We start from the raw sequence: 25,929 nt of genomic DNA on the forward strand, positions 1-25,929 counted from the left end.
CTCACCGGTTACGATCGCCGCGCGCCAGCGCGCGATTGAGTTGAGCGGCGATCTGGCTCGACGACCGCGAGAACCCCGCCACATCGGGTGTCGTGACATTCATCACCACATGGACCGCGCGCCCGCCCGGCGCGGCCACCCCCAAACGTCCGTCGGGTCCACGCGCGAGCGGCATGATCGCCTCTGGCCCTGCCTCACCCATCAGACCCGCACCGCCGCGCATCGCAAAACCTGTGGGCTGCGTGACCACCCCGCCCTTGGCAAAGGCCGTCACCCGTCCCTGCGCGAAGGCCGCACCATCGGCAAAGGGAAAGACCCCGCTCAACAGCCCGTTCATCCCGCTGGCCAATGCCCCGCCCACGGCATTTTGCACCGGGCGCATCGCGGCATTGTAGACGCTGCCAGCCATGCTTTGGGCCACGCGCTCAAGCGCATCCGACAACCGCATCCCGTCGAACACCACGCCATCAAAGGCGCTCTTCAACGAACGCCCGAACGACCGGCTCAACGTATTCACCTCGCGCCCGGTAAAGATCAGGCTCTCGCGCATCTGCGACAGCTCCGCATTGAACGCCTCCGCCATCGCGCCTGCGCCGCCCAGGCTCTTTTCCAGATCCGCAGCCTGCTGGCCCAGACCGTCCAGCCCATCCACCTCGATCATTCATCGCTCCTTTCGCCTGTCTCATCGGGAAACCGCGCCATCAGCTCGGACAATCCCGCCCGCGCCAAAGGCCGCGCCCCGCCGCTGGTCCCGCCCAGCATCAAGGCCAGCTCCGCGGGCGTGAGCGCCCAAAACGCGGCGGGCGTCAGCCGCAACTGATGCAACCCCGCGCGCATCAGTCCCGGCCAGTCCATCCCGCCGCGCGCGCTCACGCCCCGTCTTCGCCGGGCACGCTAAAGGCGCGCGCCAGCAACTCCGCAGCTTTGGCCGCCGCCGCCAACGGCCCGCCGCCGATCTCAACGCAGCGCAGCCCGGCCGCAGCGCCTTCCGCGCCAGCAACTCCGCAGCTTTGGCCGCCGCCGCCAACGGCCCGCCGCCGATCTCAACGCAGCGCAGCCGGGCCGCATCGCCTTCCCAGCCGCCGCCGCGCAGCCCCGCGACGATCAGCGCCAGCACATCGCCGCTCGAGAAGCGGTTCTGATCGAACCGCTCGACCAGCGCGATCATCCCGCCGTTTTCACCAATCGCCGCCTCCAGCTCTGCCAACGCGCCCAGCGTCAGCTTCGCGCGATGGGGCTCACCGTCGAGCATGATCTCGACCTCGCCCGCCCAAGGGTTCACCATGCTCACCCCCTCAAAGCGCGGTGAAGGCGAGCGCGCCCGCAGAGGCCAGCGCCAATTCATAGGTTGCCTCGCCATCATGGCTGCCCGCATATTCGATCGAGGTGATCATGAAGGCCCCCTGCACAATCCCGAAATCCGGGATCACGACCTGAAAATCGGGCACTTCGCCCTCAAAGAAGATCTGACGCGCGCGCTCATCCGTGCCCTCATCCTTGAACACGCCCGAGCCCGAGATCTGCGCCGAGCGCACCCCCGCGCCGCCCAGCAACTCGCGCCACCGCCCCGTGCTCTCCAACGAGGTCACATCGACCGTCTCCGCGTTGAACGAGATCCGCGTGGCGCGCAGCCCCGCAATCGTCTCAAAGGTCTGATCGCCATTGATATCGAGCTTGATCAGAAGATCTCTGCCGTTTTGCGCAGCCATAGCCCATTCTCCTGTAACTGAAAGAATTCACGCTCTGACGCGAGATCGAGCCAGAGAAATGTTGAATTTGTGCAAGAAAGTCAGCTCTCGACGCGCGCGCGAAAACTCATATCGATGCGTCGCGTCTCGCCCTTATCGACCCGTCTGGCCTTGGCTTTCACGAACCACAGCCCCACAAGATGGCCCCGCGTGAGAGCAAGATCACCGGGAGCAAGCGCATCCGAGATCGCCTCGGCCACCTGCTTTGCAAGCTGAAATCCGGCCTCATCCGTGACCACCGAGACGATGAAATCATGCACCGCCCCGTCCCCGGTCTTGTCGGAGGCATCGCGCGCATCCTCGGGCCCAAGGCTCACGAAAGTGCCTGTGACCGTGCCTGCGGGCACCGCGTCGTAAATCGCATCTCCCACCAGCGCGCCCAGCTCAGCATCCTCTTGCAAACGCTGATAGATCGCGGCCTGCAACGCCGCTGCGATTGCGTAGCTCATGCCACCACCTCCTCACGGGCGAAACAAGTCAGGTACAGCCCCGCGCGATCCGACTCGGCGATGGCCAGAATGCGAAAGATCCGCCGGCCCGCGCGAAAGCGTTGTTCGGGCTGAGGACGGCGCGGCGAGGTCTCGGGCGCGGCCCGCACCACGATCTTCCACGGCACCGAGGCGAGCGTGACGAACTCACCGGCCCGCTCGACCCCGGTTCCGGGCGTCATCTGTGCCCAAAGCGTGCCGAGCGCGACCCAGCTATGGGTGAAGCCGCCCGCCCCGTCGGGCACCGCCTCGGGCGCCTCCAAGACCAGCGCATGGCTGAGAACCGGCACGCTCATGCGCCACCTCCCAACATTCGCACGGTGCGCCAGCGCTCGATCAGCGCCAGCACCCCAAAGGACATCTCGGCCTGTGCGCCCGCCCCATCGTGACGCAGCTCGAAATACTGCGCCGCAAGCAGGAACACCGCCTGCGCCAGATCCACCGGCAGATCGGCCCAGACCGGACCGAACCCGCCGGTAAACGCGATCTCCGCCGCCCCGCCGCTGGCAATCGCAGGCAGCGGCCCCCCGCGCCCTTCAAGCCGCGGCCTCTGCAGATCGGGCACCAGCCTGTAGCGCTCAGGCGCGACCTCAGTCGCCACGCCGTACGGATCGAGCACGCGCAGCGCATCGATCGAGACCACAGGCGCCACCGGCAGCGCCACGCCACCTGTGCGCCAATGCGCCAGCCGCAGGGTAAACGCGCGGCTCAAAAGCACCTTCGCCGTGCGCCCCTCGATTGCGGCAAGTGCGGCGCGCAAATAAGCCTCAAGCCCGGCATCCAACGCGCCCAGATCTTCAAACCCGGTGCCAAGCCGCAAGTGATCACGAAACTCGGCCAGGGGCAGCACGCCGCTCGCAACGGCACTCTCTTCTGTCAACATCATGAAGTTTCTCCGCAAATGCCTTTGCAGGCATCGCATTTCCCGCGCGATGCATGCCGTCATGTCGGACGCAGGCCCCGCCGCCACTCGAACGGAGGGGAGCAGCTAGGCAGCGACTGCGGACCCGCGCCCGCCTTGCCCCGGTCACCCGACGCAAGGACCGGAAGACACACCGCGCCTTCCGAGCCCGCTCTCAGATCTTAGCTGATGGCGAATTTCAGCAGCTTGATCGCCGCGTAATCGCTCACATCGCCGCCCACTCGTTTGGAGGCATAGAACAGCACATGCGGCTTGGCCGAGAAGGGATCGCGAAGCACGCGCAGATCGGGACGCTCAGCCACCGTGTAGCCCGCGCCGAAATCGCCAAACGCGACGGCATAGCTGTCCGCGGCGATATCAGGCATGTCCTCAGCGATCAGCACCGGATAGCCCATCAGCCGCGCAGGCTCGCCTGCCGCCAGCCCATCCGTCCAAAGGAAGCGGCCATCCGCATCCTTCATCTTGCGCACGGCCCCTGCGGTTTTCGAGTTCATCACGAAGGTCGCATGGGCGCGGTATTCCGCCTCAAGCGCATAGACCAGATCGACAATCGCATCCGACGGGTTGGCACCCGAGAAATCGCCATCCGCTCCGGTCGCGACATAGCCCAGCGAGCCCCAGGACCAGCCCTCATTGCTCACCATCGGATGGGTCAGGAATCCGGTGGGCTTGTCCATCCCATCGCCCGAGATAAAGGCCTGCGCCTCGGCCCGCGCGAATTTCTCCGCGATCCGGCGCGCAAGCCAGGTCTCGATGTCAAAGGCGCTGTCATCCAGCAGACGCTGGCTTGCCTTGGGCATCGCGGCCAACTCAAACAGCGGGATCGAGATCCGGTCAATCTGCGGCGTCGCGGTCTCGGTCAGGTTCGCAGTCTCGGTCGCCCAGCCCGTGCCCATCTCGCCATGATCGACCAGCACGTCAAACGAGGTCGCCTCGACATTCACGACATTGGCGATCCGGCGGATCGAGGCGGTGGAGCCCAGAACCGAGCGGATCGTATCGGAGGTCTGCGGATCGACGAGATAGCCCCCTTCGGCGGCCACAGCCGTGTTGAACCCCTTGCCCTCAAGGCTCAGGCCGCGCAGCGCATCGTCATCGCCCGAGCGCAGATAGGCGGCAAATGCCTTCTGATGGGGCGCCTCGTCATGGGCTGCGGAAAGGGCGGGACGCCCGGCGGTCATGGTTTTGCTTTGAAGCATGGTCAAACGCTCATCTTGTTGTTGCATCCGTGTCGTCACTTCGTCTCGGAAGCCTTTGACTTCCTTAACAAACCCGTCCAGCGCGGTTTTCACCTCGGCGGTCGGATCGGGGCCGTCGGACAGACCTGTCCCGGCCCGAGCCCGTGTCTCGGTCTTCATCGTCACACTCTCTCCTGAGATCAAAGGGCCGCGCGCTCAGCGCCCGGCCAGTTCCGCCGCGGCCCCCTCAAGCACCTCGGCCAGATCACGCAATACGCCGTCCAAGGCCTCACCCTTGGCCGCCACCCGCGCCTCGCGGAGCATCGGGAAGGTCACAAGCGACACTTCCCAAAGCTCCAGTTCTGCAAGAAGACGCTCGCCTTTCGCGCCACGCTCGGCGCGCAACGTGCGATAGCCGATCGACAGCCCGTCAATCGCACCGGCGGCAATCAGCGCTGCCGCCTCGCGGGCCCGCGCCACGTCCGGCAACAGCCGCCCCTTGACGTAAAGCCCCCGCGCGTCTTCTCGAATTTCTTCCCAAACGCCAATCGGCTGCGCCGGGTCGTGCTGCCACAGCATCTTGACGCTGCCCCCGCGCGCAGCCAGCCGCGCCAGAGATGCCGCATAGGCCCCCTTGCACACGACATCGCCCCCCTGATCGGGCTGGCCAAACAGGCTCGCATAGCCCTCAACCCGCGTACCATCACGCACGGTGACCGGGCTCACCTCGCCAGAGCAGAACTTCAACTCCAGCCCATATTCATCTGTATTCATGTGATTTTCCCTATTTCGGCGCATAGTCCAAAACCCCTTGGACGGCCTGTGTGAGCACCACCGTGACCACGCCATAGACCGTGATCCACAACCGCCGCTCCAACCCTGCGATCATCGCCTCGATCCGGCCAAGCCGCTGATCGACCTGCGCGAATTGCAGCTCCATGATCCGCTCGGTGGCTTCCAGCCGCTCGGCCTGAACCGCGAAAGGCTCCTTGAGATAGCGCGATCCGCCCGCCGCCATCTCACCCCTCCGCCTGCGCAGGCAGCCCCAACAGCACGCGCTTCTCAGCAGCACTCAGGAACTCCGCACGCCCCACACGCTGCCATTGCTGATCGCGCTCAGAGGCCAGCGCCGGGATCTGATCGAGATCGGGCTTGAGCTGCACCCGCGCGCCCAGATGGGTCGAAAGCCACCACGCCAGATCCGCCGCCACGCGGGTCGCAAGCGGCAGAACCGTCAGGCGGTAGAACGCCCGATGCGCCTCGGCATAATTGGCGTAGGTCGCATCGCCCGGTATCCCCAGCAGCATCGGCGGCACCCCGAAGGCCACCGCGATCTCGCGCGCCGCCGCCATCTTCGTCTCGTGAAATTCCATATCCGACGGGCTGAACCCCATCGGCTTCCAGTCGAGCCCGCCCTCCAACAGCATCGGTCGGCCGGCATTGCGCGCGCCCTGATGATGGCTTTCCATCTCGAAAACCAGCCTGTCATACTGATCGGGGCTGAGGCTGCCCTGCCCATCAGCGCCCTTGTAGATGATCGCCCCCGAGGGGCGCGCTGCATTGTCGAGCAGCGCCTTCGACCAGCTGGAGGCGGAATTATGCACATCGAGCGCCACCGCCGCCGCCTGCAACGGACTCAGCCCATAATGGTCATCCTGCGGATGGAAGCTTTTCAGATGACAGATCGGATCGGGCGCCCCCGTCATGTCGAACCGATGCTTGCGCCCCGCCACCGTGTAGTCATAGGCCACCGGCCAACCGTCGCTGCCCGGCACAATGCTCATCCGGTCCGAGCGCAACACATGCAACTCGCGCGGCAGGCCGGGCTCGGCGGAGACCGCCTCAATATAGCCATCCCCAGACAGCATCATCTGCCCGTAAAGCGCCTCGAGGAACGCGCCCTGTCCTTGCCCGGAATTAGGCCGCCCCACCAGATCGAGCAACGGGTGCATGTCATAGCGCCGCTCGGCATCCTGACAGACCAGCGGCACCGCCGCCGCCGCCTCTGCGATCAACTTCACACAGCGAAAGCCGATCGGATTGCCGGTAAAGCCCTGCCGCGTCAGGCTGGCCGTGTCGCGCGGGCTCCAGACCACACGTCCCGAGCCCGAAGCCATCGCCACGATACGCCCTGTGACCGAGGCCTTCTGCTCGGGCGCGCCGCCCGCGTCGGATCTGCGAAAAATGTTCCAACCCATTCCCGTCTCCTTCTTGCGATCGCGCAGGCACGACCCCTTTGTGGCAAAGACAAAGGGCCGGGGAATGCCCCAGCCCTGCGCCGCAGTTTCATCTGTCCGGTTCATCTGGGGCTCTGCCCCACCTGCCAAAGCCCAAGGCTTTGACAGGCTCCCCTGGGATATTTGGATCAAGAGGAAGCCAGCCCACTCAGAGCCGTCTCATCTGCGGACGGCGCCAATGCGCGGCAGGCTCGAGGATCAGCTCATGTAAGGCCCAGACCAGCGCATCCACACGGTCGGGCGAGCCCTTCCCCTGAAAGCCCTGCAAGCTCATCTGCGCCATCTGATCTTCCAGTTGGCCCAGATTGCCCGATCGCAGATGGCGCACCCGCTCTTGTTCATAGAGCGCGGCGACCGGCTCGGCGCGAGCCGACTTTCCACGGCTTGCACGCAGCGCCTTGAACGGGATCAGCGGGTCGATCTGGCGCAGCACCCCCTCGATCAGATCGCCACCCTGATTGACCTCTGCCACCAGCTTTTCGGCCCCCCATCGCTCCATCGCCGCAATCGCGGCGCGCGCCCAATCGGTGGGCCTGCCGCGCGTGCTGGCATCTTCAAGCACCACCGCGCGCCAATCCTGCACCGGACCGCTTGTCTGCGCGCCCACCACCACGATGCCGCATTCATCCGAACCGGCCGTCGCACTGACACTGGGATCGAGCGCCACCACGATCCGGTCGAGCGGACCGGGCACCTCACAGCGCGCCGCCTCGATCATCTGGCCGCTCCACAAAGCGCCCTCGACATCGTCGAGCAACACACCGTCCAACTCCTGCCGCCCGAGCCGCGTCCCGGCATAGCGGCTTTGAACCTCTTGCAGGAAGCTCTCGGCCAGATAAGCACGGTTGGCCTCGGTCGGGGCGTGGGTCATCACAGTTGAAGGGGTGTTCAGGATCGTCTTAAGCACGGCCACATTGCGCGGCGTCGTCGTGATCACCTGTTGCGGATGACGCCCCAGTCGCAGCGCGAATTGCAGCATATCCCATGTCTCTTCGGCCTTTTTCCACTTGGCCAGCTCATCGACCCATGCGGCATCGAATTGCGGCCCCCGTAGCGCCTCTGGCTCATGCGCTGAAAACACCTGCGCCACCGCGCCATTGGGCCAGACCAACCGCTTGCGCCCCGCCTCCCAGACGGGGCGCCGGTCGGGCGGCGCGCAGGCCAAAAGCCCGCTCTCGCCAAAGATCATCACCTCGCGGACCTGATCGAAGGTCTCGCCCACGAGCGCGACCCGCTTGGCACGCCCCGGATCCAGCGGCATCGCCCCCTCGACCATCGAGCGCACCCACTCAGCCCCCGCGCGCGTCTTGCCAGCCCCACGCCCCCCCATGATCACCCAGGATTTCCAGGCGCCCTCGGGGGGAAGCTGATGCGGCAAAGCCCAGAATTCGAACACCCAAGGCAAAGCCAAAAGCGCGTTCTCGTCCAGACTTTCGATGAAACGATCAACCTCCTGCTGCGTCGCGCAGGCAAGCCAGGCGGCGCCCGATTTCAGCCCGGGCGGCGTCGAAATCGAGCGCGCCTTCTCGTCCGGCTGCGACACCGGCAATTTGCTTGCGGAGTTTCTCGACACGAGACCTCTCCTCCATCACCAAATGAAAAGCGGTGCGGAGGTCCTTGACCGCCTGCACCGCCGATTTTGCTTCTGAAACCTGACCCTGCCGCACCGCTTGCAGCGCAGCCCCCAGCTCGCAGGCCACGTCATTGTAAAGCGCCTCGGTCAAATCCAGAAGATCGACCGGAGCACCGCCCCCATCCGTATTGTCTGCATTCATATTGTCCGAACCGCCCTTGATTGTGGGTCCGTTCGAGAGACATGAAAAAAGCGCCAACGGGTTTCCCCGTGACGCTTGCCCACTTCTCCTAGCATGCATTTCTTCTACTTAGAAGCGTTCGCAAAGTCAATAGCTAAATCTTGGGTTGTGCCACCCGCGAAAAAGAAACCCCCCGCACGAACCGAGGATTTCTAAATAAAATCAGTTCCCTGAGGACTGATCCTGCCGTTGCTTTTCGAGCGCACGCCACTTCGCGACATTGCGATTATGCTCCGCGATAGTCTTGGCAAAGGCATGCCCGCCCGTCCCATCGGCCACGAAAAACAGGTAATCTGTCGAATCAGGATGCACAGCCGCCTCGATGGCAGCGCGCCCCGGATTTGCAATCGGCGTCGGCGGCAGGCCATCGATCACATAGGTGTTGTAGGGCGTGGCCTTGCGCAGCTCGGACTGGCGCAAACCGCGCCCCAGAACGCCCTGCCCATTGGTCACACCGTAGATCACCGTCGGGTCCGTTTGCAGCTTCATCCCCTTTTCGAGACGATTCACGAAAACGCTCGCAACCTCTGCGCGTTCGCTCGGCACACCGGTTTCCTTCTCGATGATCGAGGCCATGGTCAGCGCCTGTTCAGGCGTGTCATAGGGCAGATTGTCGGCACGGGTCGCCCAGGCATTGGCGAGGATCGTGCTCTGGCGGCTCTCCATCAGATCCAACAGCGCCTGACGATCGGCACCGCGGTTCACCTCGTAGCTGTCGGGCGCCAATGAACCCTCGGCGGGCACGTCGGCAATCTTGCCCGACATGAAGCTCGCCTCGCGCAGCCCCTGCACGATCTGCCAGCTCGTCACGCCATCCACCACGGTCACACGGGTGCGCACATCGGGGCGGTCGGCCTTCTGCTCGAACCCTTCCGGGGGCTTTTCGGTCTCGGGATCATATTCGGCGGTCTTTTGATACTCGCCCGTGGCGGGATCCAATTCGCGCAGCAAAACCTCATTGCCGTTCACGCCGATCCGAAACACCAACTCGGTGCCGCAGGTCGAGGGACCGCCCGAGGTGATCTGATCAATGATCCCCGACATCGTCGCATGCGGCTCAATCAGATACGAGCCGAATTTCAGCGCGCTCGCCTTATTCTCGTACTGGGCCCCGGTGCGGAAAATATACGAATTGCTGACCGCATCCTTGTCCGACAGCTCTTGCGAGACGTCACGCAGGCTCGCGCCGGGGGCCACGCGCAGACACATCGCCTCTGCCAGCGGGCCGGGCTCGACATATTCGCGCTTGGCCCAGGCCACCAGCCCGCCTGCCGCAACCAGCAGAACGATCGCCAGCGTCAGGAAATTCGAGACGATATTGCGCCACATCAGCCGTGCACCTTACCCAGCACGAGGCTGGCATTGGTTCCGCCGAAGCCGAAACTGTTGGACAGTGCGATGTCGATCTTGCGCTTCACGGCAGTCTTCGGGGCAAGATCCATCTTCGCGGCCTCGGGCAGCGTCTCAAGATTGAGCGTCGGCGGGGCGATCTGATCGCGGATCGCGAGCACGCAGAAGATCGCCTCCACTGCGCCAGCCGCCCCCAGCAGATGTCCGATGGCAGATTTCGTCGAGCTCATCGTCGCAGTTTCGACACCCTCGCCCAGCAGGCGCTGCACTGCGCCCAGCTCAATCGTATCGGCCATCGTCGAGGTGCCGTGGGCATTGATGTAGTCAACCGTCTCGGGCGCGATATCGGCGCGCTCAAGCGCTGCCTTCATCGCACGGAAACCGCCATCGCCATCCTCAGAGGGCGCGGTGATGTGATAGGCGTCGCCCGACAGGCCATAGCCCAGAACTTCCGCATAGATCTTCGCGCCGCGCGCCTTGGCGTGCTCATACTCCTCAAGCACAACGCACCCCGCGCCCTCGCCCATCACGAAACCGTCGCGATCGGCATCCCACGGACGGCTGGCCGCCTGCGGGTTATCCTCGCGCTTCGTGCTCAGCGCCTTGCAGGCGTTGAAGCCGGCAATGCCGATTTCCGAGATCGGGCTTTCCGCGCCGCCTGCGACCATCACATCGGCATCGCCCAGCATGATCAGCCGCGCCGCATCCCCGATCGCATGCGCCCCGGTCGAGCAGGCGGTCACAACCGCATGGTTCGGCCCTTTGAAGCCAAAGCGGATCGAGACCTGCCCCGACACCAGATTGATCAGCGCCCCCGGAATGAAAAACGGGCTGACCCGACGTGCGCCGCGCTCCTTAAGGAGCACCGCCGTCTCGGCAATCGTGCTCAACCCGCCAATCCCAGAGCCGATCATCACCCCGGTGCGCTGGCGATCTTCCTCCTCAGTGGGCGTCCAGCCCGAATCCTCAACCGCCTGCGTCGCCGCAGCCATCCCGTAGAGAATGAAATCATCGACCTTGCGGCGCTCTTTCGGCTCCATCCAGTCATCAGGATTGAACGTGCCGTCGCTGCCGTCGCCCATCGGGATCTCGCAGGCATATTTCGTCGTTACACCGGAGGGATCGAACCGCGTAATCGGTCCGGCGCCCGAGCGGCCCTCCAGAAGACGCGACCAAGTCTCCTCGACTCCGCAAGCCAACGGCGTGACCATCCCCAGACCTGTAACAACAACCCGGCGCATCCCCGACCTCATTCTCTGAAAACTCTGCAGAACCTGATACACGCGGGGCACGGGCGGTGCAATCATCGAGACACAATTCCGCCGGAGCCCGCAATATTCAAGCAAAGCTTTGCCAGCCGCGTGAACGACCGGCACACGTCCGCGCCCTTGGTTGCGTGGGGAAACAGAGCCGCGCGAGGCATGAGGACGCGACCGGCACGGGCAGTGGGCGGGCACAGGTCAGGCGACGGGTTGGCCGGGCGGCGACACAGAGGCCGCGCACCCGATCCATCTGCGGCGCTGGCATGCCTGCTCTCAGATACCCTATTTCAGAACAGGCATCCTCTGCCAGATATGAGCAGCATTTAAAGCGCCGCTGCCCCCCCCCGCCACCACGGTCCGACCGAAACGCTACGACCTCAGCGGGCGGCTCGCAATGCGGCTGTCACCGCGGCACGGAGCACCAACCACGCGCGGCGATCACTCCGTCTCATCAGATCTTAGTCGCCCTGTCGAGGGCCGCGAGCTCAGCGTGGCCCTTTCGGATTTTCGCATCACGGGCGCGCCCAAAGGCTGAGCCACGAGGACCGCGACATCATGCGGGACAAGGGGGCGTTGCGGATCCTCGGCCACAACCACGCGATTGCGCCCCTGAGCTTTCGCGGCATAGAGCGCCCTGTCCGTGCGGCTCGAAATCTCAAGCATGCTTTCGTGACGACACCATTGCGCAATCCCGATCGAGGCGGTCACAAGCTGGATCTCTCCGTCACCCCCAAGCGAGATACGGATCTCCTCAAGCGAAAGACGCAAACGCTCGGCGACCTCATAGGCCGCCTCCAGCGTCGCCCCTGGCAGAACCACCGCGAATTCCTCGCCGCCGATCCGGGCCAGCGTATCTTCCATCCGAAGCCGCGCGCGCATCGCGAGCGCTGCGCGCTGCAAGACCCGGTCGCCCAGCTCATGGCCGCCCAGATCGTTGATCGATTTGAAGTGATCGAGATCGATGATCAGGAACGAAAACGGCACATCGAACCGCTCCGCAGCCGCAACCGCACGCTTGAAGCGCCGATCCAGCATCACCCGGTTGAACACTTTCGTAAGCCCATCGCGCAGCGCCAGCTCTTGCATCTGGCGTTCCAGCTGGCGCCTCTGATGGTCGGCACGTTCCATCTTGACCGTCGTGACGACGATCACTGCAATATTGAACGCACTGAGCGCCATGATCATCAACATAATCTCGACGCGGGTATCTTCGACAACCGGAAAGGCGATGAAGACACATCCCAAAGCGACCGGTGTCAACATCCCCAGCAAAAGCTGGAGTCGCGCGTAGCGGCCCGTGGCGTAACCGCTCAGGATCACCCGCATGATGCCACGGTTCGAACGGCTCAGCATGACAGCGATAGACAGGGCGAGGCTGCACAATGCCGTGACCGGAGACATCATGCCCAAAAGCGCACTGATATCCGTAAAAAAGGCCGCCAACATCAGGCCACCATAGCTTGAGACGAACAAGCAGATCATAGCCGCAACCGAATGGTGGGCATAGCTCTTGAGCAAAACGGCGACGGCAATCGCGGACAGAACCAGCGCAGTGTTCATCCCCATCGCATAGCCCACATGCGCCTCGAAATATCCCGCCAAACCGGGCGCAAACCGCGACAGAGATATGCTGAGTGCCAGCCCTGCGGCCCCGCGTGCCAGCGCCGGATACGATTTCTCCGCGAATGCCGCAGCAGTAAGAAGGATAATCACAACCGCCGTTGTTTCATGCATCTCATTGAGCGACGGCAACGCGACAAAGATCCAGTCCAACGCACCCCAATGCCCAACCAAAGACAGGGTCGCCAAGGCAAATACCGCGGCAAGTAGCGGCCGGATGAAAAACTGCGAAAGCCGAAATGCGCTCACGTCTCATGCTCCAGGCCGGCCCCCAAAAGCGACAGGATCGTCACCTCGGACCGGATACAAGCATGACGCTAGGCCGATATGCTGAATAAAATCTTAACAGCTCTCGGGCCCGACCGAGACCAGCCCCGCGCATAAGCAAAACGGCGCCCCGAATGGAGCGCCGTTTGCAAATTCAGCCGTTTCGGCAAGATGCCTCAGGCAGCTTCCGTGATGAATTTCACCGCGTCACCGACGGTCTGGATGTTCTCAGCGGCGTCATCGGGGATCTCGATGCCGAATTCTTCCTCGAACGCCATAACCAGCTCGACCGTATCGAGGCTGTCTGCGCCCAGATCGTCGATGAACGACGCGCTCTCGGTGACTTTGTCTTCTTCAACGCCGAGATGTTCCACGACGATCTTCTTCACGCGGTCTGCGATGTCGCTCATGTCAATTCCTCAAAGTTTCGAGGGCCTTCGCCCTGTCTTCGCCCAATCAATGCCCGGTTGGGCACCTCATTCCGGCTCCGAAATATCCTCGGGGCCACAAAAGACCCCCACGCGGCCTGCGTGTGGGGTCACCTGTTGCGCTCTTAGCGTTTGGTGTTGCACATGGCAAGCCGTTTTTACCCGTTCAAAACCACGTAAACGCGCGGGCCTCATGCGAATATCACAGCCCCTCTGCTCAGATCATCGCCATCCCGCCATTCACATGCAGCACCGCGCCGGTGACATAGCCCGCCTCGGGGCTCGCAAGGTAGCGCACGGCTGCGGCGATCTCTTCGGGCGCCCCCATCCGACCTGCGGGAATGCCGCTCAGAAGGCCCGCTTTCTGCTCGTCATTGAGCTTGTCGGTCATCGCCGTCGCAATGAACCCGGGAGCCACGCAATTGACCGTCACGCCCCGGCTCGCAACCTCTTGGGCGAGCGATTTCGACGCGCCCACAAGCCCGGCCTTGGCAGCGGCATAGTTCACCTGCCCCGGATTGCCGGTCTGACCCACGATCGAGGTGATGTTGATCATCCGCCCCCACCGCGCCTTCATCATCGGCCGCAGACAGCCCCGCATCAGCCGGAACGCCGCCGTCAGGTTCACATCGATCACCGATTGCCAATCGTCATCCGACATCCGCATCGCGAGCCCGTCGCGCGTGATCCCGGCATTGTTGACGAGGATGTCCAGACCGCCCATCGCAGCCAGAGCCGCCTTGGGCAGAGCCTCGACGGACTCGGGATCGCTCAAATTCGCCGGGCACACATGCGCGCCCTCGCCCAGCTCAGCGGCCAAGGCCTCAAGCGGCTCAACCCGCGTGCCTGACAGCGCAACCACCGCGCCCCCGGCATGCAAGGCGCGCGCGATCTCGGCGCCGATCCCACCGGACGCGCCGGTCACCAAAGCTGATTTGCCTTTGAGATCAAACATTTTCGTACCTTTCTTCACCCCGACCTTCACCTGGTCGGAAATACCTCGGGGGTCCGGGGGCCGCGCCCCCGGCTCTGTCCTCAGCCTTTGAGCGCGGCGATATCTTCGGGCGTGCCGACCGCGCGGCAGGTCACATCCTTGGCAATCCGCCGGATCATCCCCGAAAGCGCCTTGCCCGCACCGATTTCCCAGATTTCATCGACGCCTTGGCCCGCCATCCACGCAACGCTCTCGCGCCAGCGCACCGAGCCCGTCACCTGAGCGACCAACAGCTCGCGGATTTCATCGGGCGCGCTGACCGCGCAGGCGCGCACATTCGACACCAGCGGCACGGCCGGGGCCAAGATCTCGACCTCGGCCAGCGCCTGCGCCATCGCCTCGGCGGCCGGCTGCATCAGCGCGCAGTGGAACGGCGCCGAGACCGGCAGCATCACGGCGCGCTTGGCCCCTTTTTCCTTGGCGAGCACCGTCGCGCGCTCCACCGCATCTTTATGGCCCGAGATCACGACCTGCCCCGGATCATTGTCATTGGCCGCCTGACAGATCTCACCCTGGGCTGCCTCTTCGGCCACGGCGGTCGCGGCTTCGAAATCGAGGCCCAGAAGAGCCGCCATCGCGCCCACACCGACCGGCACCGCCGATTGCATCGCGGTGCCGCGCAGGCGCAGCAGACGCGCGGTATCGGCCAAGCTGATCGAGCCCGCCGCGCAGAGCGCCGAATATTCGCCCAGCGAGTGGCCCGCCACGAAGGCCGCATCGCGCACCGAAAACCCTTCGGCCTCCAGCGCACGCAGCGCGGCAATAGAGGTCGCCATCAGCGCGGGCTGCGCATTGGCCGTCAGCGTCAGCGCCTCGGCCTCACCCTCCCAGATCAGAGCGCTCAGCTTTTCCCCAAGTGCGGCATCCACCTCTTCGAACACGGCGGCAGCGGCGGGATAGGCCTCCGCCAACGCGCGCCCCATGCCGATGGTCTGGGCACCCTGCCCGGGAAATACGAATGCTCGGCTCATCTTGGCCCTCCTGCGTTTTTCGTTGGAAAGTGCATACAGCGCACACGCCGTTGGGGCAACCTGAGCGATGCGCAAAGGAAAAAGGGGCGCGAGGTTTCCCCCGCGCCCCTCAACGGTCTTGCAAAGCGGCCCCGTCGCTCAGGTCAGCTCGAAATGCGCCACCCCGTCGGACCGCCGCCCGACCGAGCGCCCATCCGCGCCAATCGTGGCGCGCACCCGCCGCCTGAGCGCCGAGAAGGCCGGGCTCGTCACGACATCGACAGGCTTATCAAGCGCGATCTCCAGTTCAAGATACTCCGCCCCCTTGCGCCGCAACGCATGGACGCGCCCGCTCACCGGTTGGCCCATATAGCGCCCGCGCACGCAATCCCCGAGCGCGAGCCCCTGCCCGACCGGCCCTTTGAGCGCGGCCACCATCGTATTCCAATCCGCATGCCCTGCCGCCTGCGCGGTCAGTTCATAGGCACGCGACAGGCTGACCGGCTGGCCCGCCCGTTTGAGAGCCTCGGCCAGACGATGTGCCTGTGCCTTGGTGTCTTTGAGTAGTTTGGTCGTCATGATCCGTCTCCACGGGGGATGATCCCACCGCTCCGGTCGCCCGCATTGCCGTAACGCCCCCGATCAGGAGAGCTTGCAGAGCCGGATTTCACCAAGGGTCTCCCCGCGGGCGGCAGGCATCCGGCTGGCCCAAGGCGTCTCAGATGGGCAAGCGGGCGCGGTCTGTCAAGAGACGGGTCACCGGCTGCGCATGGTGAGGGTACGTGAGACACATCGCCGCCACACAGACCAAACGCCCCCGAGCTGACGGGTTCCGAGGTTTCAGCCACCCGCAACAACGCCGCACCGAACCGCTCATACGTGCATCTTGCGACCATGGCGGCGGGTAAAGGGCAGCTATGCGGGACATTGCTGCCGTTCCCATCTTCTCCTAACTTCACGGCACGCCGCAAAATGCTGGGTGTTGAAACGTGAATTTTCGTGCTGGCCAACCGTCTGACGCTGCGGCTCTCGCCGCTATCTCGATTGAGGTTTGGCTGGGAACTTATATCCGGAAAGGCGTGAACGCGTTGTTCGCTGATTATGCTCTGAATGAGTTTACAAAACCCAAGATGACTGCCGTGCTCCAAGGGTTGAACGAGCATGTGGTCGTGTCAGAGAACGACAACGGCATTGATGGGTTCATCCGTCTCACTCAAGGCAAAGAATCCCCTGTGTCAGGATGCTCCACCATGGAGATCTCGACCCTATATTTTCAGCCACGGCACCACGGAAGGGGGCTGGGAAAGGCGCTTCTCGAGCAAGGGTTCGTCTACGCGCGCAGTGTAGGTGTCCGATCGGTGTGGCTGACGACTAACTCCGAGAACACGTCTGCGATTGCTTTCTATTTGAAACAAGGTTTCGAGAAAGTCGGCACCACACATTTCACAATCCAAGACCAAGCCTACCTAAACGATGTGTTCAGTCGGGCCATTCCTGTGTAGCCCTTCGACGGGCAACTGAGCACTCAAAGCCGCCAACGGCAGCGTCGCTGGATGCGCCAATTCCGATATGATATGACCTTGCGCAATGGAACTCACAGACACTCATCGCCGCGCGCTTGACGACATCCTCAGATGGCGCCGCGACGTTCGGCACTTCAAACCGGACCCGGTCGATGAGGCTGTGCTGGAGCGGCTCCGGCGTCGGATGGATCTTGCGCCCTCTGTCGGCAATGCGCGCCCCTGGCGGATCGTGCAGGTTGAGACCGCGCGCATCCGCGCACAGATCATCGAGAATTTCGAGGCCTGCAATGCAAAGGCCGCGCGCCTCTATGATGGCGAGACGCAAAGCAAATACCGGGCGCTCAAGCTCGCCGGGCTGCGCGAGGCCCCGGTTCATCTCGCGGTCTTCACCGAACTGGATGTCTCGGAGGGGCACGGGCTTGGGCGACAGACCATGCCCGAGACGCTCGCCTATTCCACTGTTATGGCGATCCACACCCTATGGCTGGCGGCGCGGGCCGAAGGGATCGGGATCGGCTGGGTCTCCATACTCGACCCGGTCGCCGTGGCCGCGGCCCTTGAGACCCCGCCCAATTGGTCGCTCACCGCCTATCTCTGTCTCGGCCATCCAGCGAGGGAGACGGACACGCCGCTGCTCCATGAATTGGGCTGGCAGAGCAATACGCGCACCAACTGGCGGATCGTCTGAAAGCGCCTCAGGCTTTGGGGACATAGTCGGACAGGAACGCGGCCAAGGCAGAGACCGCCTGCCCCATATCGCCTGCGCTCGCATATTCTGCCGGGTTGTGACTGATCCCCCCCTTGCAGCGCACAAACAGCATCGCAATCGGGCAAAGATCGGCCATGGCAGAGGCGTCATGCGTGGCCCCCGAGGGCAGCTCGGGCGCGGCCTCGCCGGTCGCCTTGCGAATGGCGGCCGTCAACCCCTCTCGCAGGGCGGCATCACAGGCTTGGGCGGGTTGGGCATAGGTCTTCTCGATCTCGACCTGCGTCGCCGTGGCCGTGGCAATCCGTGCGCAAAGCGGGCCGAGTGCTGCGCCCATCGCGGCGCGGGCCGGATCTTCGGCGGCGCGGATCTCAATCGTCAGATCGACCCGTGCGGGGATTGCATTGACCACATTGGGCGAGACATCGAGCTGCCCGACCGTCGCCCGGATCCCGTGAGCGCGCGCCATGTCATGCACCCCGCGCACCAGATCCGAGGCCGCCAGCAACGCGTCATGGCGCATCTCCATCGGCACGGTGCCCGCATGCCCCGCCTCGCCGATGATCGTGACGCGGTGCCGCTCGATCCCGGAAATCGCGGTAACGACGCCCAGCGGTTTATCGGCGGCCTCAAGCACCGGGCCTTGCTCGATATGCAGCTCCAGATAGCCCGCGATTTGGGCCGGATCGCGCGCCAAAGCCGCCGTGCCCTCAGGATCGCCCCCGAAGGATGTGAGCGCCGCACCGAGGCTGACGCCCGCTTTGTCCTGCATTGCGAAGACGCCCGGATCAAGCGTGCCTGCCAGCGCGCGCGGCCCGATCAGCGCGGTCGGGAAACGCACGCCCTCCTCATCGGCAAAGGCCAGAACTTCGACGGAACAGGGCAGCGTTTGATCGCCAAGCGCCTCGAGCGCGAGGCATCCCAGCGCGACCCCCATGATCCCGTCAAACGCCCCACCAAGACGCACGCTATCTTGATGCGAGCCGATCAACAGGGTCGGCGCACCTGCTGGCCCTTCGCGCCGCCCGATCAGCGTGCCCGCCGCATCAAGCGTGACGTTGCAGCCCGCCGCCGTCATCCATTCCGTCATGATTTCCAGCGCGGCTTCATGCTCGGGCCCGAAAGGGAGCCGGGTCACGCCGGGACCGGGCTCGGAGGCTTTCGCGATGATCTCCAACCGCTTTGCGGCCACTGCCCCCCAGTCCTGCATCACAGCCCCCTATTTATCATGATAAATAGATGTCTACTCTTTTGATGCGAACTCGTCTAGGAGAAACTCCTGCGCATCTTCCCCACACGAGACCCCATGCCCCGCAAACCCGCCACCGAACCCAAACGCTCCCGCCCGGTCCGCGTGGCCGATCAGATCAAGGGTTGGGTGGTCGCGCAGCGCCTCAAGAAGGGCGACCGCCTGCCCGGCGAGAGCGAGATGATCGAGCGGTTCGGCATGGCCAAAGGCACGATCCGCGAGGCGATGCGGCTGCTGGAGGCGCAGGGCCTCGTGACCACGCGGACGGGACCGGGTGGCGGGTCTTTCGTGGGCGAGGTCAGCGAAGAGCGCGCCCGCGCGCTTCTGGGCAATTACTTCTACTTCAAGGATCTCACCGTCGCCGATATCTACCAGATCCGCCGCGCGCTGGAGCCCGAAGTGGCCGCAAGCCTTGCGGGCAAGCTCTCGGAGGCGGATCTGAGCGAGCTGGAGGCGCTGATCTCACAATATGCCGCCCCCGCCGCGACCCCCGAGGAAGAGCGCGAGCAGCATGTGGACTCGCTGAAATTCCATGCGGTGCTGGCGCGGCATTCCGGCAATGCGCTGCTTGCCTTCTTGATCCGCTTCATGGCGCAGATCCTGTCGGATCTGACCGTCTATCGCAAACTCTACGCGCCCCATAACCGCGAGCTGTGGGAGAGCGGGCGCAACCACCAGATCGCCCTGATCGCCGCGCTGCGCGAAGGGCGCGCAGGCGACGCCCGCCAGATCATGGCCGATCACATGGCGACCGCCCAACGCTTCATGGAGACGCAAGAAGCCGAGGTGATGAAACGCTTCATCGAGGAGTGAGCCCCCTCGCATGAGGCGTCATCGCCCCGCTCACTCCGTCCCGGTCTCGGGCAGTGGGAGCGGCTCGGGCGCGACCAGATCAGGCGCGCGATAGGGATCATCGAGTGTCGGCACGACGCGGGTCCAGCCGTAATAGGGCTCGGTTCGCGCGGCGGCGAGCAACGCGCCCAGATCCTCCAGCGGTCTGGCCGAGCGATCAATGCGCAGCGTCAGCGGTGTGGCGGCCCGCGAGGCAACGAGCAGCGCCGCCGACAGGAGCCCGCGACTGTCGCCCCCCGCCCGCGCGCCTGCCATCAGCGCCGCCATCAACCGGTCGGGCATCGCTCCGAGCGTCGACAGGTAGCTGTCGCGCACGGCCCGAATCACGGCCCAATCGGCCAGCATATTGCCCGCAACGACGACCCCCGGCCCCTCAAGCGCGCCGCAGACCGGCACCGACATTTCGCCGGTGAAATGGCCCGTGCGCCCGCGCAGATCGATCGCAGCAAGCTGGCGATGCGCGCGCCCGATATCGGGCGCGGTCACGGATGTCACGGCCTCATCCGCCGAGGCCCCGGCCTTCATCGCCGCCAGCACATCCTCGCCCCAAAGCGTCGAAGGCGCCGTGCCCTGACTGGCCGAAAGACCTGAGTCGGCGCCCCCGCGCAGCACCCATCCGCCGACGCAAAGGCTGCCTGTCATGGCTGCCCCGCCAAAGGTGCCTGTTTTTTCGTCATACGCCAGAATTGATACCGTCACGGCGACACTCCGTTCATCTGCCTCTTGCATTTATCATGATAATTTGCCCTCATGCAATCATCACCAATAAAAATCAGCCATGCTGGACAGGAGAGGTAACATGACGAAATTCACTCTTACGCGGCGCGGACTTCTGATCTCGGGCGTGGCGACGGGCGTCCTGATGGGAACGGGTCTGCCCTCGATGGCCGAGACGCCGCCCGGCGTTCTGGTCGTCGGTCAAATCGCGGAACCCAAGGCGCTCGACCCCGCCGCGGTCACGGCGGTGAACGATTTCCGCATTCTGATGAACCTGTATGACGGGCTGGTGCGCTACAAATCAGGCACGCTTGAGGTCGAACCGGCACTGGCGAAAAGCTGGGACATCTCGGAAGATGGCAAGACCTACACCTTCCACCTGCGTGAGGGCGTGAAATTCCATGACGGGTCGGATTTCGACGCCGAGGCGGTGAAGTTCAACTTCGAGCGGATGCTCGATGACAAACACCCCTTCCACGATACCGGCCCCTTCCCGCTGGCCTTCTTCTTCTCGAGCGTGGACACGATCGATGTGAAGGATCCGCAAACCGTGGTCTTCACCCTGAAAGAGCCCTATGCGCCCTTCCTGTCGAACCTCGCCTATCCGACGGGGCTGATCATCTCGCCCACGGCTGTGAAGAAATTCGACAAGGATTTCGGCCGCAACCCGGTGGGCACCGGCCCCTTCACCTTCAAGGAATGGCGCCCGAACGAGGCCGTCGTGGTCGAGGGCAACCCCGATTACTGGGACACGCCGACCACCCTCAAGGCGGTGATCTTCCGCCCGATCACGGATGCCAATACCCGCGTGGCCGAGATGCTTGCAGGCGGGATCGACCTCATGGTCGAGGTGCCGCCCGTTGCGCTCAAGGAATTCGAGAACAACACATATCACCTCGTCGAGCAGGCCGGGCCCCATCTGTGGTTCCTGATCCTCGATTGCGCCAAGGGGCCGTTCAAGGACAAGCGCGCCCGTCAGGCCGCCAATTACGCGATCAACAAGGAAGCGATCGTCAACAACGTGCTCGAAGGCACGGCGACGGTGGCGGCAGGGCCCACGCCCGCAGCCTTTGCCTGGGCGCATGATGACAGTCTCAAACCCTACCCTTACGACCCGGAAAAGGCCAAGGCGCTGCTGAAAGAGGCAGGCGTGGCCGAGGGCACGCAGGTCACCTTCTATGTGACCGATGGCGGCTCGGGGATGCTCGATCCGGTGGCGATGGGCACGGCCATTCAGGCAGATCTCAAAGCCGTGGGGCTCGATGCCAAGATCGAAACCTTCGAGTGGAACACCTTCCTCGGCAAGGTCAATCCGGGGCTCGACTCAAAGGGTCAGCATGTCGATATGGCCGAGATGGCGTGGATGACGAACGATCCCGACACCCTGCCCTATCTGGCGCTGCGCACCGATGCCTGGCCCGACAAGGGCGGCTTCAACTCCGGCTATTACTCGAACCCGGAAGTCGACAAGCTGCTCGAAGAGGCGCGCACCGCGACCGATCAGTCCAAGCGCGCCGAGCTTTACAAGAAGATGCAGCAGATCGTGCATGACGACGCGCCTTGGGTCTTCGTGGCGAACTGGAAGCAGAACGCGGTGACAAATGACAAGGTGAGCGATTTCACCTTGCAGCCGTCTTTCTTCCTGCTCCTCAAGGACGTGAAGAAGACGTAACTCGAGCGGGGGCGGATGCGGTCCGCCCCCCTTTTTCATCCTGTTCTCAACTTGCGCGCGAACCATTGGAGGGATGATGGGCGGCTACATCCTCAAACGGCTATTGCTGGCGATCCCGGTGATCCTTGGGATTACGGTGATCGTCTTTCTGATCATGGCGATGATCCCCGGCGATCCGGCAACCGCGATCCTCGGGAGCTATGCGACGCCCGACAACGTGGCGCGGATCAACCGCGATCTGGGCCTCGATAAGCCGCTGGTGGCACGCTATTTCATCTGGCTTTGGAACATGCTGCATGGCGATTTCGGACAGAGCTTCTCGCTCAACCGTCCGGTGATCGACGTGGTGCTGGAGCGGTTCAACAACACGCTGATCCTTGCGGGCACATCCTTCGTGCTCTGCACTGTCTTTGGCATTCTCGCAGGTGTCATCTCGGCTGCGCGCCAATATGGCTTGGCCGATAAGGCGATCACGTTTGCCGTGCTGCTGGGTATCTCGATCCCGTCTTTTTTCCTTGGCATGATGATGATCCTTTTCTTCGCGGTGGATCTGCGCTGGTTCCCGGTCTCGGGGATGACGGCGATCTATGGCGGGGGCGATCTGGCCGATGTGATCCACCATCTGACGATGCCCGCGCTCGCGCTGGCGGTGGTGGCCACAGGCGTGGTGGCGCGGCTCTCGCGCTCGGCGATGCTTGAAGTGCTGCGACAGGATTTCATCCGCACCGCACGCGCCAAAGGGGTCCGGGAGGGCCGCGTGATCTGGGGCCATGCCCTGCGCGCGGCAATGGTCTCGATCATCCCGGTGCTGGGCATTCAGGCGGGTTTCGTGCTGTCCGGCGCGGTCTATATCGAGATCGTCTTCCAATGGCCCGGCATCGGGCGAATGCTGGTCGATGCGATCTTGCAGCGCGACATCTTGCTGGTGCAGGGCGGCGTGGTCTTCGTGGCCAGCTGCTATGTCATCTTCAACATCATCGTCGATGTTGCCCAAAGCCTTCTCGACCCGAGGATCAAGACATGAGCGCGTTTTTCAAACTTCTCGCGCGCAACCGGCTCGCGCTGGGTGGGCTGATCGTGATGGGGCTGGTCGTCGCGCTCGCGCTGATCACGCCGCTTTTGCCACTGGCCGATCCGGATGCGACGGATACTGCCAACCGCTTCCTGCCGCCGCTCTCGGATGGCTATCTGCTGGGCACAGATGGGCTGGGGCGCGATCTGCTCTCGCGGCTTTTGTGGGGCACGCGGCTGTCGCTGGCCGTGGGCTTTGCGGCGGCCCTCTTCGCCGCCGTTGCAGGCGCTGCGGTCGGGATCATCGCGGGTTTTTATGGCGGGCGGACCGACAATATCATCATGCGCGGCGTCGATATGCTGATGGCCTTCCCCTATATCCTGCTGGCGCTGGCCATTGTGGCCGCCCTCGGCCCCGGCCTCGTGAATGCGCTGATCGCGGTCTCGGTCGTCAACATCCCCTTCTTCGCGCGCAACATTCGCGGCATCACCGTAGGGCTTGCGCATAAGGAATTCGTGGATGCGGCAAAGCTTGCGGGCATGTCGAACCCGCGCATCATCCTCTCCGAGATCCTGCCCAATGTGGTGCCGGTCATCGTGATCGCGATGTCCACCACGATCGGTTGGATGATCCTCGAGACGGCGGGTCTGAGCTTTCTCGGGCTCGGCTCGCAGCCGCCGCAGGCCGATCTTGGCAGCATGCTGGGCGAGGCGCGCTCGGCGCTGATCACCAACCCGCATACTTCCGTCATTCCCGGCATCATGATCTTGATCATCGTGATGAGCATCAACCTGCTGGGCGATGGCGTGCGCGATGCTCTCGACCCACGTCTGAAATCGGGCGCGCTGAGCCGTCCCATGGCCGCAACCCGGGTGGAGCGTAAGGAGCGCCCTGCGCCCGAAACCTCGACCGACGCCATCCTCAGCCTTGACGACCTGCACACGCAGTTCCACGTCAAGGATCGCATCTACAAGGCGGTGTCCGGCGTCTCACTTTCGGTAAAGCCGGGCGAATGCCTCGGGGTGATTGGCGAGAGCGGCTCGGGCAAATCGGTCACGGCGCTGTCGATCATGGGGCTTGTGGCCTCACCGCCCGGCATCATCACCGCAGGGGCCGCGCGCCTTGAGGGGCGCGACATGCTCAGCGCGCGCTTTGGCGAGTTACGCCGCCTGCGGGGCCGCCGCGTCGCCTATATCTTCCAAGACCCTCTGGCCACGCTGCATCCGCTCTACAAAGTGGGCGATCAGCTCATTGAGGCGATCTCGTGCCACCGCGCGATCTCGAAATCCGAGGGCCGTAAGAAGGCCATCGAGCTGTTGAAATCCGTGCGCATCCCGAACCCGGAAGAGCGCATCGACATCTACCCGCATGAGATGTCGGGCGGTATGCGCCAACGTGTCGGCATCGCAATGGCGCTGGCCAACGATCCCGACGTGATCATCGCAGATGAACCCACCACCGCGCTCGATGTGACGGTGCAGGCGCAGATCCTGTCGTTACTCTCTGATCTGCGGCGGGAACGCGGACTGGCGATCATCTTTATCACCCATGATTTCGGCGTGGTGGCCCAGCTCTGTGACCGGGTGGCGGTGATGTATGCGGGCCGGATCGTCGAGGAAGGCCCGACGATGGAGATCCTGCGCGCGCCCGCCCATCCCTACACATCGCGACTGATCGCCTGCGTGCCCGAACTGGGCGAGGGTAAGCGCAAGCTCGAAGCGATCCCGGGCTTGCCGCCATCAGTCGACAATCTGCCTGCAGGCTGTGCCTTCGCGGATCGCTGCCTGAAGGCGCAAGACAGCTGCACAAAAGGCGAGATCGGGCTTGAAGGGAGCGGTTCGCGCGCCGTGCGCTGCCTCTTCCCCGAGCCCGGATTCGCGGAGGAAACCGCATGAGCACCGCCCTGCAAATCACCGATCTTTCAAAGACTTTTCCCGTCGGCAAAAAGCTTTTCGGGGGTGCGACCGGCGCGGTGAAGGCCGTGCATCCGATGTCGCTTTCGGTCCAGACCGGCGAGACGCTGGGGATCGTGGGCGAGTCGGGCTGCGGCAAGTCCACGCTGGCGCGGATGCTGGTGGGGCTTTTGCCGCCCACCACCGGCTCGATTGAGATCGAAGGCGCGGCACTGGATAACGCAGATCCCGCCGCGTTCGGCAAACGCATCCAATATGTGTTTCAGGACCCGATCTCGAGCCTCAACCCGCGCAAGACGATCCGGCAGATCATGGATGCGCCACTGAAACTTTTGCACGGGATGGACCGCGCCGCGCGCGAAAAGCGCATTCTCGAGATTTTCGACAGCGTGAACCTGCGCGCCGATTTCCTCGACCGCTACCCGCATGAATTCTCCGGCGGTCAGGCGCAGCGCATCGGCATTGCCCGTGCGCTGGCCGCACAGGCGCGCATCCTGATCCTCGACGAGCCGGTCTCCGCGCTCGATGTCTCGGTACAGGCGCAGGTGCTCAACCTCCTTGCCGATCTCAAGCGTGAATTCGGACTGACCTACCTGTTCATCAGCCACGATCTGGCAGTCGTCGAAGCGGTCAGCGACCGGATCGCGGTGCTCTATTTCGGCTCGGTGGTCGAGGAAGGCCGGGCCGAGGAGATTTTCGCCCATCCGCGCCACCCCTATACCAAACTGCTGGCCGATAGCGCGCCGGTGGTGGGCCGCCCGCTCTCGGATCCCGAGCATGGGCAGGCTGAACTGCCCAACCCGCTCGACCCGCCACCCGGCTGCGCCTTTGCAAAGCGCTGCCCCTATGCGAGCGCGCAATGCCGCAGCGCCCCCCCGCCCCTGACGGAGATGGGCACGGATCAACGCGTCGCCTGCTACCACCCCCTCCCCGCCCCTGAGCAGGTCTGAGACGGGCGCGGGAAGGAGAGGTGGGTGGGGCGTTGTGGGAAGATGCTCAAGCCTTGGTGTTTGTTTGTCGGCTTCCA

At 64.0% G+C, this 25,929-nt stretch carries 28 protein-coding genes and 1 pseudogene; 7 read left to right on the top strand and 22 right to left on the bottom strand.

What is annotated here, in order from left to right; translation table 11 throughout:
• Position 1: 1 nt before the first annotated feature.
• From DL1_RS01250 to DL1_RS01340, 20 genes and pseudogenes are all read right to left on the bottom strand, one after another.
• On the bottom strand, positions 2–661 hold the full coding sequence (locus DL1_RS01250; protein WP_038061236.1) for a phage tail tape measure protein: 660 nt from the start codon (positions 659–661) through the stop codon (positions 2–4).
• Positions 658–855, bottom strand: a complete 198-nt coding sequence (locus tag DL1_RS21125; protein ID WP_074854945.1) for a rcc01693 family protein — start codon at positions 853–855, stop codon at positions 658–660. The genes DL1_RS01250 and DL1_RS21125 overlap by 4 nt, the downstream gene beginning before the upstream one ends.
• A gap of 118 nt (positions 856–973) precedes the next feature.
• Positions 974–1,285: pseudogene (locus DL1_RS01255) on the bottom strand (gene transfer agent family protein); the annotation flags it as partial.
• Between the two features lie 10 nt (positions 1,286–1,295).
• The gene (locus tag DL1_RS01260; RefSeq protein WP_038061240.1) at positions 1,296–1,709 is read right to left on the bottom strand and encodes a phage major tail protein, TP901-1 family; all 414 of its coding nucleotides are present in this window, start codon (positions 1,707–1,709) and stop codon (positions 1,296–1,298) included.
• A gap of 80 nt (positions 1,710–1,789) precedes the next feature.
• Complete coding sequence (locus DL1_RS01265; protein ID WP_038061242.1) at positions 1,790–2,197, bottom strand: DUF3168 domain-containing protein; 408 nt, start codon at positions 2,195–2,197, stop codon at positions 1,790–1,792.
• Positions 2,194–2,532 (bottom strand): head-tail adaptor protein, encoded by a 339-nt coding sequence (locus tag DL1_RS01270; RefSeq protein ID WP_038061244.1) that lies wholly within the window; start codon positions 2,530–2,532, stop codon positions 2,194–2,196. The genes DL1_RS01265 and DL1_RS01270 overlap by 4 nt, the downstream gene beginning before the upstream one ends.
• The gene (locus DL1_RS01275; protein WP_038061247.1) at positions 2,529–3,122 is read right to left on the bottom strand and encodes a head-tail connector protein; all 594 of its coding nucleotides are present in this window, start codon (positions 3,120–3,122) and stop codon (positions 2,529–2,531) included. Before DL1_RS01275 ends, DL1_RS01270 begins: the two co-directional genes overlap by 4 nt.
• Before the next feature lie 197 nt (positions 3,123–3,319).
• Positions 3,320–4,516, bottom strand: coding sequence for a phage major capsid protein (locus DL1_RS01280; protein ID WP_038061250.1), 1,197 nt, complete (start codon positions 4,514–4,516; stop codon positions 3,320–3,322).
• 36 nt (positions 4,517–4,552) lie between these two features.
• Entirely contained in the window at positions 4,553–5,110 is a 558-nt protein-coding gene (locus DL1_RS01285; protein WP_038061252.1) for an HK97 family phage prohead protease, read from the bottom strand.
• A gap of 10 nt (positions 5,111–5,120) precedes the next feature.
• Positions 5,121–5,354 (bottom strand): GTA head formation protein, RCAP_rcc01685 family, encoded by a 234-nt coding sequence (locus DL1_RS01290; protein ID WP_038061254.1) that lies wholly within the window; start codon positions 5,352–5,354, stop codon positions 5,121–5,123.
• 1 nt (position 5,355) lies between these two features.
• Complete coding sequence (locus DL1_RS01295; RefSeq protein ID WP_038061256.1) at positions 5,356–6,534, bottom strand: phage portal protein; 1,179 nt, start codon at positions 6,532–6,534, stop codon at positions 5,356–5,358.
• A 187-nt stretch (positions 6,535–6,721) separates the two neighbouring features.
• Positions 6,722–8,068, bottom strand: coding sequence for a DNA-packaging protein (locus DL1_RS01300; protein WP_051693237.1), 1,347 nt, complete (start codon positions 8,066–8,068; stop codon positions 6,722–6,724).
• The gene (locus DL1_RS01305; RefSeq protein WP_038061537.1) at positions 8,019–8,348 is read right to left on the bottom strand and encodes a hypothetical protein; all 330 of its coding nucleotides are present in this window, start codon (positions 8,346–8,348) and stop codon (positions 8,019–8,021) included. The genes DL1_RS01300 and DL1_RS01305 overlap by 50 nt, the downstream gene beginning before the upstream one ends.
• A 201-nt stretch (positions 8,349–8,549) precedes the next feature.
• On the bottom strand, positions 8,550–9,716 hold the full coding sequence (gene mltG, locus DL1_RS01310; protein ID WP_038061259.1) for an endolytic transglycosylase MltG: 1,167 nt from the start codon (positions 9,714–9,716) through the stop codon (positions 8,550–8,552).
• Positions 9,716–10,978, bottom strand: a complete 1,263-nt coding sequence (gene fabF, locus DL1_RS01315; protein WP_038061263.1) for a beta-ketoacyl-ACP synthase II — start codon at positions 10,976–10,978, stop codon at positions 9,716–9,718. The genes mltG and fabF overlap by 1 nt, the downstream gene beginning before the upstream one ends.
• A 459-nt stretch (positions 10,979–11,437) precedes the next feature.
• The gene (locus DL1_RS20705; RefSeq protein WP_051693228.1) at positions 11,438–12,868 is read right to left on the bottom strand and encodes a GGDEF domain-containing protein; all 1,431 of its coding nucleotides are present in this window, start codon (positions 12,866–12,868) and stop codon (positions 11,438–11,440) included.
• 194 nt (positions 12,869–13,062) lie between these two features.
• Positions 13,063–13,296, bottom strand: coding sequence for an acyl carrier protein (locus DL1_RS01325; protein ID WP_038061267.1), 234 nt, complete (start codon positions 13,294–13,296; stop codon positions 13,063–13,065).
• 235 nt (positions 13,297–13,531) lie between these two features.
• Positions 13,532–14,269 carry a 3-oxoacyl-[acyl-carrier-protein] reductase gene (fabG, locus tag DL1_RS01330; protein ID WP_038061270.1) on the bottom strand — a complete coding sequence of 246 codons (738 nt, stop codon included), beginning with the start codon at positions 14,267–14,269 and terminating at the stop codon, positions 13,532–13,534.
• An 80-nt stretch (positions 14,270–14,349) separates the two neighbouring features.
• Positions 14,350–15,279: an ACP S-malonyltransferase gene (fabD, locus tag DL1_RS01335; protein WP_038061272.1), complete on the bottom strand. Its 930-nt coding sequence runs from the start codon at positions 15,277–15,279 to the stop codon at positions 14,350–14,352.
• Between the two features lie 138 nt (positions 15,280–15,417).
• A complete protein-coding gene (locus tag DL1_RS01340; protein WP_038061275.1) occupies positions 15,418–15,837 on the bottom strand; it encodes a glyoxalase superfamily protein in 420 nt (139 codons plus the stop codon).
• A gap of 410 nt (positions 15,838–16,247) precedes the next feature.
• Here DL1_RS01340 and DL1_RS01345 point away from each other — a divergent pair, with 410 nt between their 5' ends.
• Both DL1_RS01345 and bluB read left to right on the top strand, forming a co-directional pair.
• Positions 16,248–16,760 carry a GNAT family N-acetyltransferase gene (locus DL1_RS01345; protein ID WP_038061278.1) on the top strand — a complete coding sequence of 171 codons (513 nt, stop codon included), beginning with the start codon at positions 16,248–16,250 and terminating at the stop codon, positions 16,758–16,760.
• A gap of 85 nt (positions 16,761–16,845) precedes the next feature.
• Positions 16,846–17,469 (top strand): 5,6-dimethylbenzimidazole synthase, encoded by a 624-nt coding sequence (bluB, locus tag DL1_RS01350; protein WP_038061281.1) that lies wholly within the window; start codon positions 16,846–16,848, stop codon positions 17,467–17,469.
• 7 nt (positions 17,470–17,476) lie between these two features.
• Here the strand turns inward: bluB and DL1_RS01355 are convergent, their stop codons facing one another.
• Positions 17,477–18,697 (bottom strand): M20 family metallo-hydrolase, encoded by a 1,221-nt coding sequence (locus DL1_RS01355; RefSeq protein WP_038061283.1) that lies wholly within the window; start codon positions 18,695–18,697, stop codon positions 17,477–17,479.
• A 96-nt stretch (positions 18,698–18,793) separates the two neighbouring features.
• Here DL1_RS01355 and DL1_RS01360 point away from each other — a divergent pair, with 96 nt between their 5' ends.
• A complete protein-coding gene (locus DL1_RS01360) occupies positions 18,794–19,549 on the top strand; it encodes a FadR/GntR family transcriptional regulator (RefSeq protein ID WP_038061287.1) in 756 nt (251 codons plus the stop codon).
• 30 nt (positions 19,550–19,579) lie between these two features.
• On the opposite strand, the gene DL1_RS01365 is transcribed toward DL1_RS01360, so the two are convergent.
• Entirely contained in the window at positions 19,580–20,317 is a 738-nt protein-coding gene (locus tag DL1_RS01365) for a DUF1028 domain-containing protein (protein WP_342726968.1), read from the bottom strand.
• 70 nt (positions 20,318–20,387) lie between these two features.
• On the opposite strand from DL1_RS01365, the gene DL1_RS01370 reads away from it, so the two are divergent.
• The 4 genes from DL1_RS01370 (at position 20,388) to DL1_RS01385 (ending at position 25,852) form a co-directional block, all read left to right on the top strand.
• Positions 20,388–21,977, top strand: a complete 1,590-nt coding sequence (locus DL1_RS01370) for an ABC transporter substrate-binding protein (protein WP_038061289.1) — start codon at positions 20,388–20,390, stop codon at positions 21,975–21,977.
• Positions 21,978–22,053: 76 nt separating this feature from the next.
• Positions 22,054–23,001 (top strand): ABC transporter permease, encoded by a 948-nt coding sequence (locus DL1_RS01375; protein ID WP_038061292.1) that lies wholly within the window; start codon positions 22,054–22,056, stop codon positions 22,999–23,001.
• Complete coding sequence (locus DL1_RS01380) at positions 22,998–24,884, top strand: dipeptide/oligopeptide/nickel ABC transporter permease/ATP-binding protein (protein WP_038061295.1); 1,887 nt, start codon at positions 22,998–23,000, stop codon at positions 24,882–24,884. Before DL1_RS01375 ends, DL1_RS01380 begins: the two co-directional genes overlap by 4 nt.
• Positions 24,881–25,852 carry an ABC transporter ATP-binding protein gene (locus DL1_RS01385; protein WP_038061298.1) on the top strand — a complete coding sequence of 324 codons (972 nt, stop codon included), beginning with the start codon at positions 24,881–24,883 and terminating at the stop codon, positions 25,850–25,852. The genes DL1_RS01380 and DL1_RS01385 overlap by 4 nt, the downstream gene beginning before the upstream one ends.
• Positions 25,853–25,929: the final 77 nt, after the last annotated feature.

Origin of the sequence: Thioclava dalianensis, assembly GCF_000715505.1 — a bacterium.
GTDB classification, from domain to species: Bacteria; Pseudomonadota; Alphaproteobacteria; order Rhodobacterales; family Rhodobacteraceae; genus Thioclava; species Thioclava dalianensis.

Coding starts and splice junctions, on each gene's coding strand:
- fabF (WP_038061263.1), bottom strand. CDS start 10,978: ATGCGCCGGGTTGTTGTTACAGGTCTGGGGATGGTCACGCCGTTGGCT.
- DL1_RS01295 (WP_038061256.1), bottom strand. CDS start 6,534: ATGGGTTGGAACATTTTTCGCAGATCCGACGCGGGCGGCGCGCCCGAG.
- DL1_RS01280 (WP_038061250.1), bottom strand. CDS start 4,516: ATGAAGACCGAGACACGGGCTCGGGCCGGGACAGGTCTGTCCGACGGC.
- fabD (WP_038061272.1), bottom strand. CDS start 15,279: ATGAGCCGAGCATTCGTATTTCCCGGGCAGGGTGCCCAGACCATCGGC.
- DL1_RS01325 (WP_038061267.1), bottom strand. CDS start 13,296: ATGAGCGACATCGCAGACCGCGTGAAGAAGATCGTCGTGGAACATCTC.
- DL1_RS01365 (WP_342726968.1), bottom strand. CDS start 20,317: ATGCAAGAGGCAGATGAACGGAGTGTCGCCGTGACGGTATCAATTCTG.
- mltG (WP_038061259.1), bottom strand. CDS start 9,716: ATGTGGCGCAATATCGTCTCGAATTTCCTGACGCTGGCGATCGTTCTG.
- DL1_RS01340 (WP_038061275.1), bottom strand. CDS start 15,837: ATGACGACCAAACTACTCAAAGACACCAAGGCACAGGCACATCGTCTG.
- DL1_RS01250 (WP_038061236.1), bottom strand. CDS start 661: ATGATCGAGGTGGATGGGCTGGACGGTCTGGGCCAGCAGGCTGCGGAT.
- DL1_RS01380 (WP_038061295.1), top strand. CDS start 22,998: ATGAGCGCGTTTTTCAAACTTCTCGCGCGCAACCGGCTCGCGCTGGGT.
- bluB (WP_038061281.1), top strand. CDS start 16,846: ATGGAACTCACAGACACTCATCGCCGCGCGCTTGACGACATCCTCAGA.
- DL1_RS01290 (WP_038061254.1), bottom strand. CDS start 5,354: ATGGCGGCGGGCGGATCGCGCTATCTCAAGGAGCCTTTCGCGGTTCAG.
- DL1_RS01355 (WP_038061283.1), bottom strand. CDS start 18,697: ATGCAGGACTGGGGGGCAGTGGCCGCAAAGCGGTTGGAGATCATCGCG.
- DL1_RS01370 (WP_038061289.1), top strand. CDS start 20,388: ATGACGAAATTCACTCTTACGCGGCGCGGACTTCTGATCTCGGGCGTG.
- DL1_RS01360 (WP_038061287.1), top strand. CDS start 18,794: ATGCCCCGCAAACCCGCCACCGAACCCAAACGCTCCCGCCCGGTCCGC.
- DL1_RS01260 (WP_038061240.1), bottom strand. CDS start 1,709: ATGGCTGCGCAAAACGGCAGAGATCTTCTGATCAAGCTCGATATCAAT.
- DL1_RS01385 (WP_038061298.1), top strand. CDS start 24,881: ATGAGCACCGCCCTGCAAATCACCGATCTTTCAAAGACTTTTCCCGTC.
- fabG (WP_038061270.1), bottom strand. CDS start 14,269: ATGTTTGATCTCAAAGGCAAATCAGCTTTGGTGACCGGCGCGTCCGGT.
- DL1_RS01275 (WP_038061247.1), bottom strand. CDS start 3,122: ATGATGTTGACAGAAGAGAGTGCCGTTGCGAGCGGCGTGCTGCCCCTG.
- DL1_RS01270 (WP_038061244.1), bottom strand. CDS start 2,532: ATGAGCGTGCCGGTTCTCAGCCATGCGCTGGTCTTGGAGGCGCCCGAG.
- DL1_RS01375 (WP_038061292.1), top strand. CDS start 22,054: ATGGGCGGCTACATCCTCAAACGGCTATTGCTGGCGATCCCGGTGATC.
- DL1_RS01305 (WP_038061537.1), bottom strand. CDS start 8,348: ATGAATGCAGACAATACGGATGGGGGCGGTGCTCCGGTCGATCTTCTG.
- DL1_RS01285 (WP_038061252.1), bottom strand. CDS start 5,110: ATGAATACAGATGAATATGGGCTGGAGTTGAAGTTCTGCTCTGGCGAG.
- DL1_RS21125 (WP_074854945.1), bottom strand. CDS start 855: ATGGACTGGCCGGGACTGATGCGCGCGGGGTTGCATCAGTTGCGGCTG.
- DL1_RS01265 (WP_038061242.1), bottom strand. CDS start 2,197: ATGAGCTACGCAATCGCAGCGGCGTTGCAGGCCGCGATCTATCAGCGT.